Origin of the sequence: Streptomyces sp. JHA26 (assembly GCF_002005565.1) — a bacterium.
Lineage (GTDB): Bacteria > Actinomycetota > Actinomycetes > Streptomycetales > Streptomycetaceae > Streptomyces.
The window spans coordinates 1-13446 of the sequence record NZ_BDJC01000036.1 but is presented as its reverse complement, the minus strand read 5'-3'; the positions used below and the strand labels follow the sequence as shown (position 1 = coordinate 13446).

The 13446-nt window shown below is 72.9% G+C and carries 13 protein-coding genes; 11 read left to right on the top strand and 2 right to left on the bottom strand.

Annotation, left to right across the window (positions count from 1 at the left end; translation table 11 throughout):
• Positions 1-10 precede the first annotated feature (10 nt).
• The 6 genes from JHAT_RS35970 (at position 11) to JHAT_RS21635 (ending at position 3487) form a co-directional block, all read left to right on the top strand.
• A complete protein-coding gene (locus JHAT_RS35970; RefSeq protein ID WP_077799907.1) occupies positions 11-283 on the top strand; it encodes a heterodisulfide reductase-related iron-sulfur binding cluster in 273 nt (90 codons plus the stop codon).
• Positions 280-465, top strand: a complete 186-nt coding sequence (locus JHAT_RS21655; RefSeq protein WP_077799906.1) for a hypothetical protein — start codon at positions 280-282, stop codon at positions 463-465. The genes JHAT_RS35970 and JHAT_RS21655 overlap by 4 nt, the downstream gene beginning before the upstream one ends.
• Positions 466-515: 50 nt before the next feature.
• Positions 516-1352, top strand: coding sequence for an endonuclease/exonuclease/phosphatase family protein (locus tag JHAT_RS21650; RefSeq protein ID WP_253195569.1), 837 nt, complete (start codon positions 516-518; stop codon positions 1350-1352).
• Between the two features lie 29 nt (positions 1353-1381).
• Entirely contained in the window at positions 1382-1954 is a 573-nt protein-coding gene (locus JHAT_RS21645) for a chloramphenicol phosphotransferase CPT family protein (RefSeq protein WP_077799904.1), read from the top strand.
• Positions 1955-2110: 156 nt separating this feature from the next.
• Positions 2111-2782: a dienelactone hydrolase family protein gene (locus tag JHAT_RS21640; protein ID WP_077799903.1), complete on the top strand. Its 672-nt coding sequence runs from the start codon at positions 2111-2113 to the stop codon at positions 2780-2782.
• A gap of 36 nt (positions 2783-2818) precedes the next feature.
• Entirely contained in the window at positions 2819-3487 is a 669-nt protein-coding gene (locus JHAT_RS21635; protein WP_077799902.1) for a phosphoribosyltransferase, read from the top strand.
• A gap of 347 nt (positions 3488-3834) precedes the next feature.
• On the opposite strand, the gene JHAT_RS21625 is transcribed toward JHAT_RS21635, so the two are convergent.
• Positions 3835-4620: an IclR family transcriptional regulator gene (locus tag JHAT_RS21625; RefSeq protein WP_077799900.1), complete on the bottom strand. Its 786-nt coding sequence runs from the start codon at positions 4618-4620 to the stop codon at positions 3835-3837.
• A gap of 139 nt (positions 4621-4759) precedes the next feature.
• On the opposite strand from JHAT_RS21625, the gene hutH reads away from it, so the two are divergent.
• From hutH to JHAT_RS21610, 3 genes are all read left to right on the top strand, one after another.
• The gene (gene hutH / locus JHAT_RS21620) at positions 4760-6295 is read left to right on the top strand and encodes a histidine ammonia-lyase (RefSeq protein ID WP_077799957.1); all 1536 of its coding nucleotides are present in this window, start codon (positions 4760-4762) and stop codon (positions 6293-6295) included.
• Positions 6296-6533: 238 nt separating this feature from the next.
• Complete coding sequence (locus JHAT_RS33980; RefSeq protein WP_107481982.1) at positions 6534-7526, top strand: DUF6215 domain-containing protein; 993 nt, start codon at positions 6534-6536, stop codon at positions 7524-7526.
• A gap of 545 nt (positions 7527-8071) precedes the next feature.
• Positions 8072-9823, top strand: a complete 1752-nt coding sequence (locus tag JHAT_RS21610) for a lysyl oxidase family protein (protein WP_077799899.1) — start codon at positions 8072-8074, stop codon at positions 9821-9823.
• Between the two features lie 208 nt (positions 9824-10031).
• Here JHAT_RS21610 and JHAT_RS21605 read toward each other — a convergent pair whose 3' ends face one another.
• Entirely contained in the window at positions 10032-11660 is a 1629-nt protein-coding gene (locus tag JHAT_RS21605; RefSeq protein WP_077799898.1) for a multicopper oxidase family protein, read from the bottom strand.
• Between the two features lie 341 nt (positions 11661-12001).
• On the opposite strand from JHAT_RS21605, the gene JHAT_RS21600 reads away from it, so the two are divergent.
• A complete protein-coding gene (locus JHAT_RS21600) occupies positions 12002-12856 on the top strand; it encodes an SGNH/GDSL hydrolase family protein (RefSeq protein WP_216353437.1) in 855 nt (284 codons plus the stop codon).
• Positions 12857-13049: 193 nt separating this feature from the next.
• Entirely contained in the window at positions 13050-13409 is a 360-nt protein-coding gene (locus tag JHAT_RS21595; protein ID WP_077799897.1) for a hypothetical protein, read from the top strand.
• Positions 13410-13446 lie beyond the last annotated feature (37 nt).

Genomic DNA, 13446 nt, shown 5'->3' with positions numbered 1-13446 from the left:
CCACCCGTCCATGGCGATCGCCACCGTCAAGGTGCTCGAACGCCTCGGAGTCGAGGTGGACTTCCCCGCCGCCCGGACCTGCTGCGGCCGGCCCCCGTACGACACCGGCTACGCGGCACCGACAACCCCGTCGACTCCTCCCTGCCCTACACCTCCTCCCTGTGCGGCGCCTGCCACGACGTCTGCCCGGTCGCCATCGACATCCCCGAAGTCCTCGTCCACCTACGGGAGGAGGCGGCCGACCAGGGCGGCAAGGGGCACCGGCTGGAGAGGGCCGCGATGAGGACGGCGACGTGGCTCCTCGGCCATCCGGCCGGCCAGTCCGCCACGAGCGACATCGAACCGGACCGGGTCGAAGGCGTCCACGGACCCCGGACCCTGGAGGTCGTCCTGCCGGTGGACCGACGGCCGCACGGGCCGGTGAAGGACCGCAAGCCCGTGCCGTCGGCCGGGTCCGTCGCCTAACCTCGTGCGGGGGTCCGCCGGACCGCACGTGCGGGCACAGCGAGGAGGCGATCGTGCGCGGAAGGAACACCTGGCTGTTCGCGGGCGCGTTGGCGGTGGCCTGCCTGCTGATCGTCGGACGCAACGCACCGAACGACGGCCCCGTGGCCGGGACACCGCGCGTCGCCGCCGTGAAGGACGTCGTACCGAACCGGGTGATGACGTGGAACATCTGCAACCCCTGCGACAAGAGCAACGCCGACCGGGCGGCAGAGATCGCCGCGTACGCGCCGCAGGTCATAGGCCTGCAGGAGGCGTGCGTACGTGACGTCGAGAAGATCCGCGATCACCTGAAGGGCGTCTACGGGCTCGTCTACCACGTCGAGTACGGGTCGGTCCTGCACGACCGGGGACGGTGCGGCGGGTGGCCGTGGAACCCCGGGGCCTTCGGCCAGGCGCTCCTCTCGGCGGCACCGATGACGGACCGCGTCAGCGTGGAGTACCCCGACGGCGGGTCCGAGGACCGCGGGTACATGGCCGTCACCACGACGGTGGGCGGCCGGTCCGTCCGGGTCTTCAACACGCACCTCGCCCAAAGGCGTCAGGAGGCGGTCCGGGCGGGCCAGACCGCCGTGCTCGCCGCGGCCGTCGCCCGGTACGACCGCGCCGTCGTGCTCGGCGACTTCAACGCCGTGCCGGGCACTCCCGAACTCGACCCGCTCGGGGAACTGGCCGCGGACGTGGACCCCGGATGCCGTTCCTCGTCCGCCGGCACCTGTGAGCCGACCACCGACTGGGAGAGCAAGTTCGACTACGTCTTCCTGCGGGGCATCGCCCCGCTCCGGCACCGCGTGCACCCGACCCCGTACTCGGACCACCACCTGCTGCTCGCCGACCTGCGTACGTGACCCGGCCGACCCCCTGGCACCATGTCCGGATGACGCCAGGCCGGATCATCTTCCTCAACGGCACCTCCAGTTCGGGCAAGTCGAGCATCGCCCGCGAGCTGCTCGACATCCTCGACGACGGGGTCTTCTTCCACCTCGCGGTGGACAGCTTCAACGCGATGCGCACCAGGCGCGCCCTCGGCGAGGAGGAGCTCGACACGGCGCTGCGGCGGACCAGGATGGGCTTTCACCGCTCCGTCGCGGCCATGGCCGAGGTGGGCAACGACGTCATCGTGGATCATGTGCTCAGCGAGCCGTGGCGGCTGCTCGACTGCCTGTCCGTCCTGCGCCCCGAGGACGTGCTGTTCGTGGGCGTCCACTGCCCGCCGGAGGAACTCGCGCGCCGGGAGCGGGCGCGCGGAGACCGCCCGGTGGGCCTCGCGGCTCAGCAGTACGACCTCGTCCACCGGCACGGCGACTACGACCTGGAGTGCGACACCGGAACCGCGACTCCGCGGGAATGCGCCGAGCGGATCAAGGACTTCCTCCCGCACCTTCCCCGCCGCACCGCCTTCGCCCGCCTCCGCGACCGTCACGTGGCGGGCGGCGCGGCTCCCGCGTGACGACGCCGGGCACCGGGAGGGCCCACGGAACGAGAGGGGAGCCCGCCGTCGCCCGCTCACCGAACGGCTGACGGCGATGCGCTGCCGGTACGGCGCGGCACGGCCGGGGTACCCGGTCCTCCCGGCCGTCGGACAGCCCCAGGGAGATGACCAGGCATGGCGTCCGCAACCGTGAAGGTGCCCTCGCACCGCACCACTCTGGACGGCGATCTCACCGTGCCCCCCGGCGCGCGGGGCATGGTCCTGTTCGCGCACGGCAGCGGCAGCTCACGGCTCAGCCCCCGTAACCGCGCGGTCGCCGCCGGTCTGCGCGGAGCGGGATTCGGGACGCTGCTGCTGGACCTCCTGACACAGGACGAGGAGCGCGAGGACGTCGCCACGGCCCGGCACCGCTTCGACATCGCCCTGCTGGCCCGCCGCCTGGCGGACACCGTGGACTGGCTGGGGCGGCGGCCGGGCACGGCCGGTCTGCCCGTCGGCCTCTTCGGGGCGAGCACGGGAGCGGCGGCCGCCCTGGTCGCGGCGGCGGAGCGGCCTCGAGCGGTGTCCGCGGTGGTGTCCCGGGGCGGCAGACCGGACCTGGCGGGCGATGCCCTTCCCCTGGTCGCCGCACCGGTCCTGCTCGTCGTCGGGGGCGGCGACGAGACGGTTCTCGCTCTCAACCGCGAGGCCGCGCGGCGGCTTGCGCCGCTCCACCGGATCCACGTCGTGCCGGGCGCCACCCATCTCTTCCCCGAGCCCGGCGCCCTGGAGGAAGTCACCGAGGTCGCCGCCGCCTGGTTCCGTGACCACCTGGGGGAAGCGGCCGACGGCGACCGCACCCGCTGACACCGCGGCGGACCTGAGAGAGGCAGGCATCAGATCATGCGATTCCCCGATCGCCGGGCAGCCGGTCAGGAACTCGGGCTGCGGCTCATGGAGTGGGCGTCCGACGGCGAGCTGCCTCGTCCCGTCGTCCTCGCGCTGCCCCGCGGCGGCGTGCCGGTGGCCGCCGAAGTCGCCCGGGCCCTCGGGGCACCACTGGACGTGCTCGTGGTGCGGAAGATCGGACTGCCCGGCAGGCCGGAGACGGGCATCGGCGCGGTCGTGGGCGACGAACCGCCCCTGTTCGACCAGCGGGCCCTGGCGATGCTCGGCCTCACCGAGGACCGCCTCGCCCGGGACGTGGCCCGGGAGCGGGCGGAACTGAGACGCCGCGCCCTGCTCTACCGGGGCGACCGGCCCCCGCCCGATGTCGGGAACCGCACCGTGGTCCTCGTCGACGACGGCCTGGCCACCGGCGCGACCGCACGCGCCGCCCTCCGCCACCTCCGGCGGCGGAACCCCGCCCGGTTGATCCTCGCCGTCCCCGTCGGCGCCCCCGAGAGCGCCGCGGAGATGCGCGCGGAGGCCGACGACGTCCTGTGCCTGAGCCGGCCGCCGGACTTCCTCGCGGTCGGCCTCTGGTACGACGACTTCGAGCAGGTCGGCGACGACGAGGTCATCGAGATCCTGAACGCGCACCGGGTGGCCTCGCCCCCCGGCACGTACTGACGGTCTTCCCCCGCGGCGCCGCTCACGGCCCGGTGGCGCGGACGCGACACCGGAGGTCCGTCCGCACCGGGGATCCGCCCGCACGGCTCGTCGTGAGGTCCACAGGCCCGACGTGCCGTGCGGAACGGAAACGGACAAAGCGACACGAAGGGCTTTTCTCGACCTCGCTTCCGCCTACCATGAAGACATGACCAGTCACACAGGCGGGACCAAGCCGCCGACAGAACAGGTCTGTCCGGTGTGCCACCACCCCGTCCACGGCGAGATCAGACGGCACAAGAGTCTCGGAATCTTCGTTCCCCGTTGGTACCCGGGCCGGTGCCACAACCCCGACTGCGCCGCGGCCGTCACCACCCCCGCCCGTTCCGCACGGCGGTGACGCCGCCCACGCGCCGGGTCAGCTCCCGCGCGGTCTGCGCCACGTGGTCCGCGATCCGGCCGCGTTCCGACTCGTCGGCCGACTCGCCGGGGAAGGTGACGGAGACACCCGCGATCGGGTGGGCATGGTGGTCCAGCACGGGCGCGGCGACGGAGGAGAGGCCGGGCGTGACCTCGCCCTCCTCCGTGGCGTATCCCCGGCGCCGCACCTGGGCCAGCAGGGCCCGCAGGGCCGTCAGCGACGCGGGACCTACACCGTGCCGCAGCACGAAGGCGGACCGGTCCGGGAAGATCGCCCGTACCTGCGCGGGCGGCAGCAGCGCCAGCACCGCCCGGCCGCTGGCGGTCAGATGGGCCGGCAGCCGCACCCCCACCTCGCTGACGAGCGGCGCCCGGCCCGGGGCGCGCTCCTCGATGACGTAGATGACCTCGCGGCCGTGCAGCACGGCGAGGTTCGCGTTGTGCCCGGTGCGGTCCACGAGCGTGGCCAGCGGCACCCGGGCCAGCCGCTGGAGCGGCGCCTGGCGCTCGTACCCGGAGGCCAGCTCGAAGGCGCTGACGCCGAGGCCGTAGCGCCGTTCCTCCGGCAGGTGGACCACGAAGCCCTCGGCGGCGAGGGTGTCGAGCAGGTGGTAGGTCGTCGAGCGGGGCAGCCCCACGTCACGGCTGATGGCGGCCGCCGGCACCGGTGCGGCCTGCCGCGCCAGGTAGCGCAGCACGGCCAGCACCTGGGCGGCGGCCGGGACGATGCTCATGGGGCGAGAGTAAACCAGTGGAGGGACAGGCCAAGTGTCTGGGATCCCAGACGTCCACAGGATCCAGTGTCTCGGATCCCAGACACTAATGATCCACAACCTCTCGCGCCCCCCCTTCCGCGTGCGGCTTCATGGGGGCATGACCGTTGTTGTTGGTGTCGGCGCGCTCTCCGCCGACGAAGTCGTGTCCGTCGCCCGTCTCGGTACCCCGGTGGCACTGGCCCCGGAGGCGCTCAAGGAGATCGCCCGCAGCCGCGAGGTCATCCAGGCCCTCGCCGACGACGCCAAGCCCCACTACGGCGTCTCCACCGGTTTCGGCGCCCTGGCCACCCGTCACATCCCCACCGAACTGCGTGCCCAGCTCCAGCGCAGCCTGGTGCGTTCGCACGCCGCGGGCTCGGGGCCCGAGGTCGAGCGCGAGGTGGTCCGCGCGCTGATGCTGCTGCGCCTGTCCACCCTCGCCACGGGCCGTACGGGCGTACGGACGCAGACCGCGGAGGCCTACGCCGCGCTGCTGAACGCCGGCATCACCCCGATCGTCCACGAGTACGGCTCGCTCGGCTGCTCCGGCGACCTCGCCCCCCTCGCCCACTGCGCGCTCGCCGTCATGGGCGAGGGAGAGGTCCGCACCGCCGACGGCGTGCGCAAGCCCGCCGCCGAGGCGCTCGCCGAGGCGGGCATCACCCCGGTCGTGCTGGAGGAGAAGGAGGGCCTCGCCCTCATCAACGGCACCGACGGCATGCTCGGCATGCTCGTCCTCGCCGCCCACGACCTGCGCCTGCTGCTGCGCACGGCCGACATCGCCGTCGCGATGAGCGTCGAGGGCCAGCTCGGCACCGACGCCGTGTTCGCCGCCGACCTCCAGGCGCTGCGCCCGCACCCGGGCCAGGGCGACAGCGCCGGCAACCTGCGCGCCCTGCTCGCCGACTCGGCGATCGTCGCCAGCCACAAGGGCCCGGAGTGCACCCGCGTCCAGGACGCGTACTCGCTGCGCTGCTCGCCACAGGTCCACGGCGCGGCCCGCGACACCCTCACCCACGCCGAACTGGTGGCCTCCCGCGAGCTGGCCAGCGCCGTCGACAACCCCGTCGTCACCCTGGACGGCCGGGTGGAGAGCAACGGCAACTTCCACGGTGCCCCGGTGGCCGCCGTCCTCGACTTCCTGGCCATCTCGGTCGCCGACCTCGCCTCGATCTCCGAGCGCCGCACGGACCGGTTCCTCGACCCCGCCCGCAACCGCGGCCTCAACGCCTTCCTGGCCGACGACCCCGGCGTCGACTCCGGCCACATGATCGCGCAGTACACGCAGGCCGCGATCGTCTCCGAGCTCAAGCGGCTCGCCGTACCGGCCTCCACCGACTCCATCCCCTCCAGCGCCATGCAGGAGGACCACGTCTCCATGGGCTGGTCCGCCGCCCGCAAGCTGCGCCGCGCCATCGACGGGCTCGGCCGCGTCCTCGCGGTGGAGATCTACACGGCGGCCCGCGCGCTCGACATGAGGGCCCCGCTGAGCCCGGCGCCGGCCACCGCCGCGGTGCGCGACGGGCTGCGCGAGACGGTCGACGGCCCCGGCACCGACCGCTGGCTCGCCCCCGAGATCGAGGCGACCGTCCAGTACGTCACCTCCGGCCGCGCCCTGGCCGCCGCGGAGTCCGTCACCGGCCCGCTGGCCTGACCGGGCCGCCGTCCCGCGCGTCTCCCGGGCCCGCGGGCCCGGGAGACGCGCGGCTTTTCCCCGAAGGAAGACCTCGCGGCGCCACGGACTCCGCGGGCGCCGGAGCGGACGCCCGCACCGTGGAAGAACGACGGCGGCGAAAGCCCCTACCCGCGGACCGGACACGTTATGCACCCTTGACCCGGAACTGTGGCCTCCATCACAGCCGGGGGTGATCTTGTCCTGGTGAGATCGCCGGATGCTCGGATTCCTCCTCCGCCTCCTGCCGTTCTGGGTCCGCGAGCCCCTGCTCGTCGTGGCCGGCTCCGTTCTCGGCGTGCGCCTCATGTATCTCGCCTTCCGCGACGGGCACTGGGGGGCAGCCGGCTTCGGCACGCTGTTCCTCGTCTTCACCGCGGTGCGCGTCCGCGAGGTGGTCCGGGCTCTGCGCGCACGCCGGAACCCGGGTCCGGCGGCCTCCGCGGACGGGGCGGTGGCCGAAGCCGCCCCCCGCCCCCTGCCCGAGTCCCGGCCCCAGCCCCCGGCCGCTCCGGAGAAGGAGCCCAACGCGTGGGGCCAGGCCGCCGCGGCCGTGGCCGTGTTCGCGGCACTCGGGGCCGCGCTGTGGCTGGCCCCGAAGGTGCTGCCCTCCGGCGACGACGGCACGCCGCGGGCCGTCTCGTGTCCGAGCGGGGAGCACGAGGAGCTGCCGAGCGCCTACAGGGGGACGCCCCGGCCCGCGACCGGCGACGAGCTGTGCAAGGCGCTCAACCGGTCCGACCTGGCCCAGCTCCTCGGAACGCCCGCGGAGACCGCGACCGCCGCGTCCGGCAGTAACAACACGGCCCCCCTGACCGACGGGAAGATCGCCCAGCCGGAGGCCGAGGTCCGGTTCGACACGTACACCGTGCACGTCTCGGCCACGTACAACGAACTGTCGATCGCCCAGTACGTGAAGCTGATGGAGTTCGGGGAGGAGCAGGACACCAGGACGCTCACGGTCCTCGGCCGGCCCGCGGTCCTCTCCTCGGACCACACCATGAAGCTCGAGATATCCCTCGGGGGCGGATCCGGCGGGCCGGTCGAGCAGGGCCCCCTGGCCAGGACGCTGTCCGTGGCCTTCGACGAGAAGGACCGGGGCGGCTACTACGACCTCACGGTGTGGAGCACGTCCGGAACCCTCCCGGACGACAGCGTCCTCCTCAACATCGCCGAGAAGGTCCTCGCGACGCTCCCCGGACGAGCCGTGTGACGAGGCGCCCGCGCCACCGCGGGCTCACCCGCCCCCACGTCACCGACGAGGACAGGGCGACGAACAGGAGGGCGACGAGCACGAGGACGACGAGCACGAGGACGACGAGCACGGGAGGCCGGCCGCTGACGACCGCGGCTTCCCGAACGCGCTCGGTACGCCCCGAACGACCGGCGGACGCCCGCCCCGCCGTCGGTCACCGGGACCAGGTCCAGGTCCCCGCCCCCGGGAAGGGCCGGGGAAGGGCCGGAAGCGCCGCCCCTCGCACCGGTCCGGCCGGGAGAACCCGGCGCCCCTGATACCAGAAGACCCGTCACCGGACGGTTCGTGCCCGTGAGAATGACCCGTTTTCCTCCACAACGGAGCTATCCGGCCAACCTCCCGTCCTTTTCCGCTCCCCGGACAACCGGGCATCGGACCCGTTCCTCTCACAGCGCGGGCACGGAAAGCGGGCCCCACAGCGTCGGCCCGCGGCCGTCGTCGCCGACGAGACGCGCCGCCCGCCGCCTGTCTCCTTCTCACAGCATCCGGAGAACGAGGGAACGATGACCAGAACGCGCACCACCCGGCTGCGGCGTCCGCTGCTCGCCGGCACCACGGCCGTCGCCGCCCTGGCCGTGACCGCCGGGCTCGTGGCCGCCACGTCGGAGCCGGCGGAGGCCGCGACAGGCCCCGAGCTGAGCCTCATCGCCGCGACCGGCTCGATCACGCTCACCTCCTGGAAGGAGGACCCGGGCGTCTACCTCGACCTTGGCACCTACCTCACCGCCGACGGGACGCCGCTGGAGCTGAAGGTGACCCGGAAGTCCTACAAGGACCCGGTGACCGTCACCCAGACCGTGTACGAGGGCGGCAAGGCCAGGACCAGGACGCTGCCCAAGGGCACGGTGAAGGACTTCTCCGGCCTGCCCGGCTTCGCCGAGATCACGCTCACCGACAAGGCGGGCAAGAAGGTCCTCAGCCGCACCGAGGACTTCTGTCCGAACAACGCCAGCGGCCGGGTGCGCCCCGACGCGCCCGCCACCTCCAAGTATCCGGAGAGCTGCCCCACCAACCCGTTCACCCTCGGATCGGTGTGGGGCGTCGAGAAGGGCTGGGCCGCCAACACCTACGCGGGTTCCTACACCGACTCGGTCCAGCTGGCCGCCGGTACGTACACCGCCAGGATCGGCGTCGCCAAGAAGTACCGCGACCTGTTCGGCATCGCCGACAAGCCGGCCACGGTGAAGGTGAAGGTGGAGGAGCGGAGCTACGAGGACGAGCAGGGCGTCGCCGGGTCGGCGCTCCGCTCCGCGCAGACCGCCGGAGCCGGCGAGCACTCCGGCCACGAAGCCGGCCACCGGGCGCCGACCGGGCACGCGGGGCACGCTCCGACCCCCGCCCAGGCCGCCGCGCCGGCGACGAGCGGCGCGGGCCCCTCGTACAACGTGGGCCACGGCCCGCTGAAGGCGGCGCCCCCGGCCCTGCCCTGGGCGGTGAAGAAGGAGCAGGCCGCACGCTCGATGCGGATCGGCGACACCGGCGGACGGACCGACGGCTCGCGCAAGGCGCCGGCGCTGGAGCCGCTGTCGAAGCGGCCCACCGGCAAGGCCTCCGTCCCGGACGTCCCCAAGCCCGACCTGCGCTCGCTGCCGGCCTACGGCATCGTCATCAGCGACGGCGAGGAGGACGTCCCCGGCAAGGACTACCTGGCCTTCAGCGCCAACGTGTGGAACGCCGGTCCGGCGCAGCTGGTGGTGGACGGCTTCCGTACGCCCGGCAAGGACAAGATGGACGCCTACCAGTACTTCTACGACGCCAAGGGCAAGCAGGTCGGCTACACCCCGACCGGCACCATGGAATGGGACCCGCGCCCGGGCCACGTGCACTGGCACTTCACCGACTTCGCCAGCTACCGGCTGCTGAAGGCGGACAAGAAGGAGGCCGTGCGCAGCGGCAAGGAGGCCTTCTGCCTGGCCAACACCGACGCGATCGACTACACGGTGAAGAACGCCAACTGGCACCCCTTCAACACCGACCTGGCGACCGCCTGCGGCCAGGAGAACTCGATCTCCGTCCGTGAGGTGCTGGACGTCGGCTCCGGGGACACGTACACCCAGGACCTGCCGGGCCAGTCCTTCGACATCACCGGCGTGCCCAACGGCACGTACTACATCCAGGTGCTGGCCAACCCGGAGAAGCGCCTGAAGGAGACGAACCTCGACAACAACAGCGCCCTGCGGAAGATCGTGCTCGGCGGCAAGCCGGGCAAGCGGACGGTGACCGTGCCGGCGCACGACCTGGTGAACGCGAACTGACCGCCCGTCAGGTCGTCTGAGGGAGTGAGGGAGCCCGGTGTGACCGGTGGCGAGCCGGTCACACCGGGCTCCCGGCACGACCGGTCCGCATCGGCGACCGGGCCGACGGCGGGGCCTCGAGGCCGAAGAGGCAGGAAGGCCGGTCCGGTCGAGAGGTCCTGGAAGCCGTCCCTCCCCGCGGCCCCACGAGGAGTCACGGCCCCGCGTCCTATCTGCGGTATCCCAGGATCGTCATCATCCCGCTCTCCGAGTGGTACTGGTTGTGGCAGTGCAGCATCCACAGGCCCGGGTTGTCGGCGTCGAAGTCGAGCACCAGTTTCCGGTGCGGCAGCACCGCCGCGGTGTCCTTGCGCGCGCCCACGCCGTCCAGCCCGGTGATCGCGAAGGTGTGCCCGTGCAGGTGCATCGGGTGCCACATGTCCGTGGCGTTGATGAGGGTCAGCCGTACCCGTTCACCGGCGCGCACCGGACGGCGCTCCTGCGCCGAGTAGGCCTTGTGGTCGAACCCCCAGTCGAACTTCTCCATGGTGCCGGTGATCCTGATGTGCATCTCGCGGTCGGGCTCACGCTCGTCCAGGGCCACGGAGTCGTCGGGCACGAGACGGCGTGCGGGAACGGTCATGCCGTCGAGTTCGTCCGGGTGGGCGTCGGCCGGGGGAAGGTTCCCGCTCCCCTTGTCGGTGCGCAGGACGGCGAGGGCCCTGCCCTTCTTGCCCTCGGGCAGCGCGACCAGGGGGAAGACGCCGTCCCGGGCGGTGATCACGACGTCGTACCGCTCCGCCATGCCGACGAGGAGGGCATCGGTCCGGGCGTGCTTCACCGGATAGCCGTCGGTGTGGGTGACCGTCATCCTGTGGCCGCCCAGCGCGACCCGGAAGGCGGTCTCGGAACCGGCGTTGATGATGCGCAGCCGGACCCGGTCGCCGGGGCGGCAGCGGAACACCTCGGGATGAGCGGGCCGGCGTCCGTTGACCAGGTAGTGGGGATGGGCGACGCTGCCGCCCTCGCCGTGCAGCATGCGGCTGTGGGAGGTGCGCAGCACGCGCGAGGGGCCCGCGGACTTCCGGGTCGGCGAGGGGAGCGGCGTCGCCGGCCGGCCGGGGCTCGCGCCGCCGCGGCCGGGGCCCATGGCCATGTGGCCCATGTCCATGGAGCCCTCGGGCCTGAGCTGGTCCAGGACCTCCTCGGGGGTGGAGCCCTCCACGCCGTCGAGCCAGTCGTCCAGGACCACGATCCACTCCTTGTCGTAGGACAGGGGCTCTCGCGGGTCGTCGACGACGAACGGCGCGTACAGGGCCCGGTCCGCCTGCATCCCGACGTGGGAGTGGAGCAGGTACGTTCCCGGGTGCTCGGCGGTGAAGCGGTAACGGAAATCGGACCCGGGACGGATGGCGGCCTGCGTGAGGCCCGGAACGCCGTCCATGTCGCAGCGCAGCCGCACCCCGTGGCCGTGCAGCGTGGTGTCGGCGGGCAGCCGGTTGACGAGCGTCAGGTCGAGCACGTCGCCGGCGGTGACCCGCACCAAGGGGCCCGGAAGCGCTTCGTCGTACGCCCAGCTCGGCACGGAGAGCCCGCCGAGGTCCAGCGTCGTCTCGGCGGCGGTGAACCGGTACGTGCGCACCGGCCCCGCCCCGCGCTTCCGTTCCGCCGCGAGGACTTCCGGGTCGGACGGGTTGACGTAGCCCGGGGGGCCGGCCGGAACGAACGCCGTCCCACCGGCCACTCCCCGAGGGCCGGAGTTCGGCTCCGGCCCGGGGCTCGTGCAAGCTGCCAGGAGACCCGCGCCGGCCGCGGCGACCGGGACGCGGAGCAGGGTACGCCGAGAAGGTTTGATCATGACTGAATAAGACATGCCGGATGATCGGACAGCCCGTCGGTGGGACCGAACGGCTGAAGCGCAGGGCACGAATTCCACCGGCAGGCGGACGGCCGCGGGCAACGGCTCACCGTGTCCTCGTGCTCCCGGGCGGCGCGGTGCCCCGCCGCCGGCCGGGGGGCGAGGAGACCTCCGGGTCCCGCGCGCGACATCACCGGCTCCGGCGAGAAGCGGAGCACGCGGACGGCGGACCCGCCCCGCCGCGGCGCAGAGGGATGACGCCTCAGTGCGGCGGCGGACCTGCCCGGCCCCGTCCGTAGTAGGAAAGGATCCCGCACGCGTGTGTGCCGAAGGAGGCATCCTTGAAGACCGCCCTGCGCATGCTCCTGACCGTCGTCCTGTCCGCCGGAGTCGCATCGGCCACGGCACCGGTCACGGCCGCATCGGCCGCCGACCCCTTGCAGTACGTCGCGCTCGGCGATTCCTACGCGGCCGCGCCGCTGGTACCGCCCACCGACCCGCACGACCCCGCGTGTCTGCGCTCCCTGGCCGGCTACCCCCGCATCGCGGCCGAGGCCCTGGGCGCGAAGCTCACCGACGTCAGCTGCTCCGCCGCCACCACCGCCCATCTGAGCACCGCCCAGTATCCGGGGACCGCGCCCCAGTACGCCGCGCTCACCCCCGACACCGACATCGTCAGCATCACCATCGGCGGCAACGACACCGACCTCTTCGGCGAAGCGCTGAAGTGCATCAACGTCCTGCCCCCGCCCCACGGCACCAGCTGCGCGGAGGAGAACGCCGCCGGCGGCACCGACAGGATCAGGGCCCGCATCGACGCCTGGGCGCCGACCTTCGCCACCGCCCTGGACGGCATCGCCCGACGGGCGCCGCACGCCGAGATCTTCGTCGTCGGCTACGGCAACTACCTCCGCCCCGACGGCTGCTACCCCACCCAGCCCTACTGGAAGCAGGACGCCAACCACCTCCAGGGGGCGATCAACCACCTCGGCGCCGTACTGAAGCAGACGGCCGAAGCGCACGGCGCGGTCTTCGTCGACACCTACACCCCGGGCATCGGGCACGACATCTGCGCCGACCCCGCGGACCGCTACTTCGAGGGGCTGCTCCCCACCCGCCCGGCCGCGCCCCTGCACCCCAACGCCTCGGGAGCCCGGGCCATCGGCAACGCTCTCGCCGCGGCCGTCCGCGCCTGACCGGGACCCGCCCGGTGACGCCGGCGTTCCCGGACGGCACGACGATCGAGGTCCGGGACGGACGACGGGGCCACGGGGAGAGGGCCGGTACCGGTCGTCGGGGAGCCGGGGCATGCGTGCGGGCCCGCCTGCAGGGGCCTTTCCTGCAGCGGCGTCGCATGGCGACGGCTCGTGGCGCATAGAATCCGGTCTCATGCCGAAGCCTGACGAGCTGATCGTTGACATCGCCGCCCTCGTGGAGTCGGGGCAGAGCAGTCAGATGTCCTTGACCGTGGTCACCGGCGGTGCCGTCGTCACCGGTCGCCTGGCTCCCGAAGCCGTGTGGCGGCAGAGGGTGTCGGAAGTACTGACGGACTCCTCCCAACTGAGCCAGTTCTCCGCCGTCTTCGACGCTCCCGCGAAGAAGGACGGGCCACCCACGCATCTCCACTTCCACGTCGCCCGGATCCTGCAGGGCACGGTGGGGATCCCGGAGACGGGCGGGATGTACCGCGTCGCGATCGAGGACGTCAGTGCCTGGACCGTGGGTGACTTCAGCTACTCCGACGACTGATCCGCGGCCGCGCGCCGGCCGGGACCGCCCCGGCCGG

Bases quoted from the DNA above. Each gene is read 5' to 3' on its own strand.
- JHAT_RS35970 (WP_077799907.1), top strand. From the start codon at position 11: ATGGCGATCGCCACCGTCAAGGTGCTCGAACGCCTCGGAGTCGAGGTG.
- JHAT_RS21640 (WP_077799903.1), top strand. From the start codon at position 2,111: ATGGCGTCCGCAACCGTGAAGGTGCCCTCGCACCGCACCACTCTGGAC.
- hutH (WP_077799957.1), top strand. From the start codon at position 4,760: ATGACCGTTGTTGTTGGTGTCGGCGCGCTCTCCGCCGACGAAGTCGTG.
- JHAT_RS21605 (WP_077799898.1), bottom strand. From the start codon at position 11,660: ATGATCAAACCTTCTCGGCGTACCCTGCTCCGCGTCCCGGTCGCCGCG.
- JHAT_RS21625 (WP_077799900.1), bottom strand. From the start codon at position 4,620: ATGAGCATCGTCCCGGCCGCCGCCCAGGTGCTGGCCGTGCTGCGCTAC.
- JHAT_RS21655 (WP_077799906.1), top strand. From the start codon at position 280: ATGAGGACGGCGACGTGGCTCCTCGGCCATCCGGCCGGCCAGTCCGCC.
- JHAT_RS21645 (WP_077799904.1), top strand. From the start codon at position 1,382: ATGACGCCAGGCCGGATCATCTTCCTCAACGGCACCTCCAGTTCGGGC.
- JHAT_RS21610 (WP_077799899.1), top strand. From the start codon at position 8,072: ATGACCAGAACGCGCACCACCCGGCTGCGGCGTCCGCTGCTCGCCGGC.
- JHAT_RS21595 (WP_077799897.1), top strand. From the start codon at position 13,050: ATGCCGAAGCCTGACGAGCTGATCGTTGACATCGCCGCCCTCGTGGAG.
- JHAT_RS33980 (WP_107481982.1), top strand. From the start codon at position 6,534: ATGCTCGGATTCCTCCTCCGCCTCCTGCCGTTCTGGGTCCGCGAGCCC.
- JHAT_RS21635 (WP_077799902.1), top strand. From the start codon at position 2,819: ATGCGATTCCCCGATCGCCGGGCAGCCGGTCAGGAACTCGGGCTGCGG.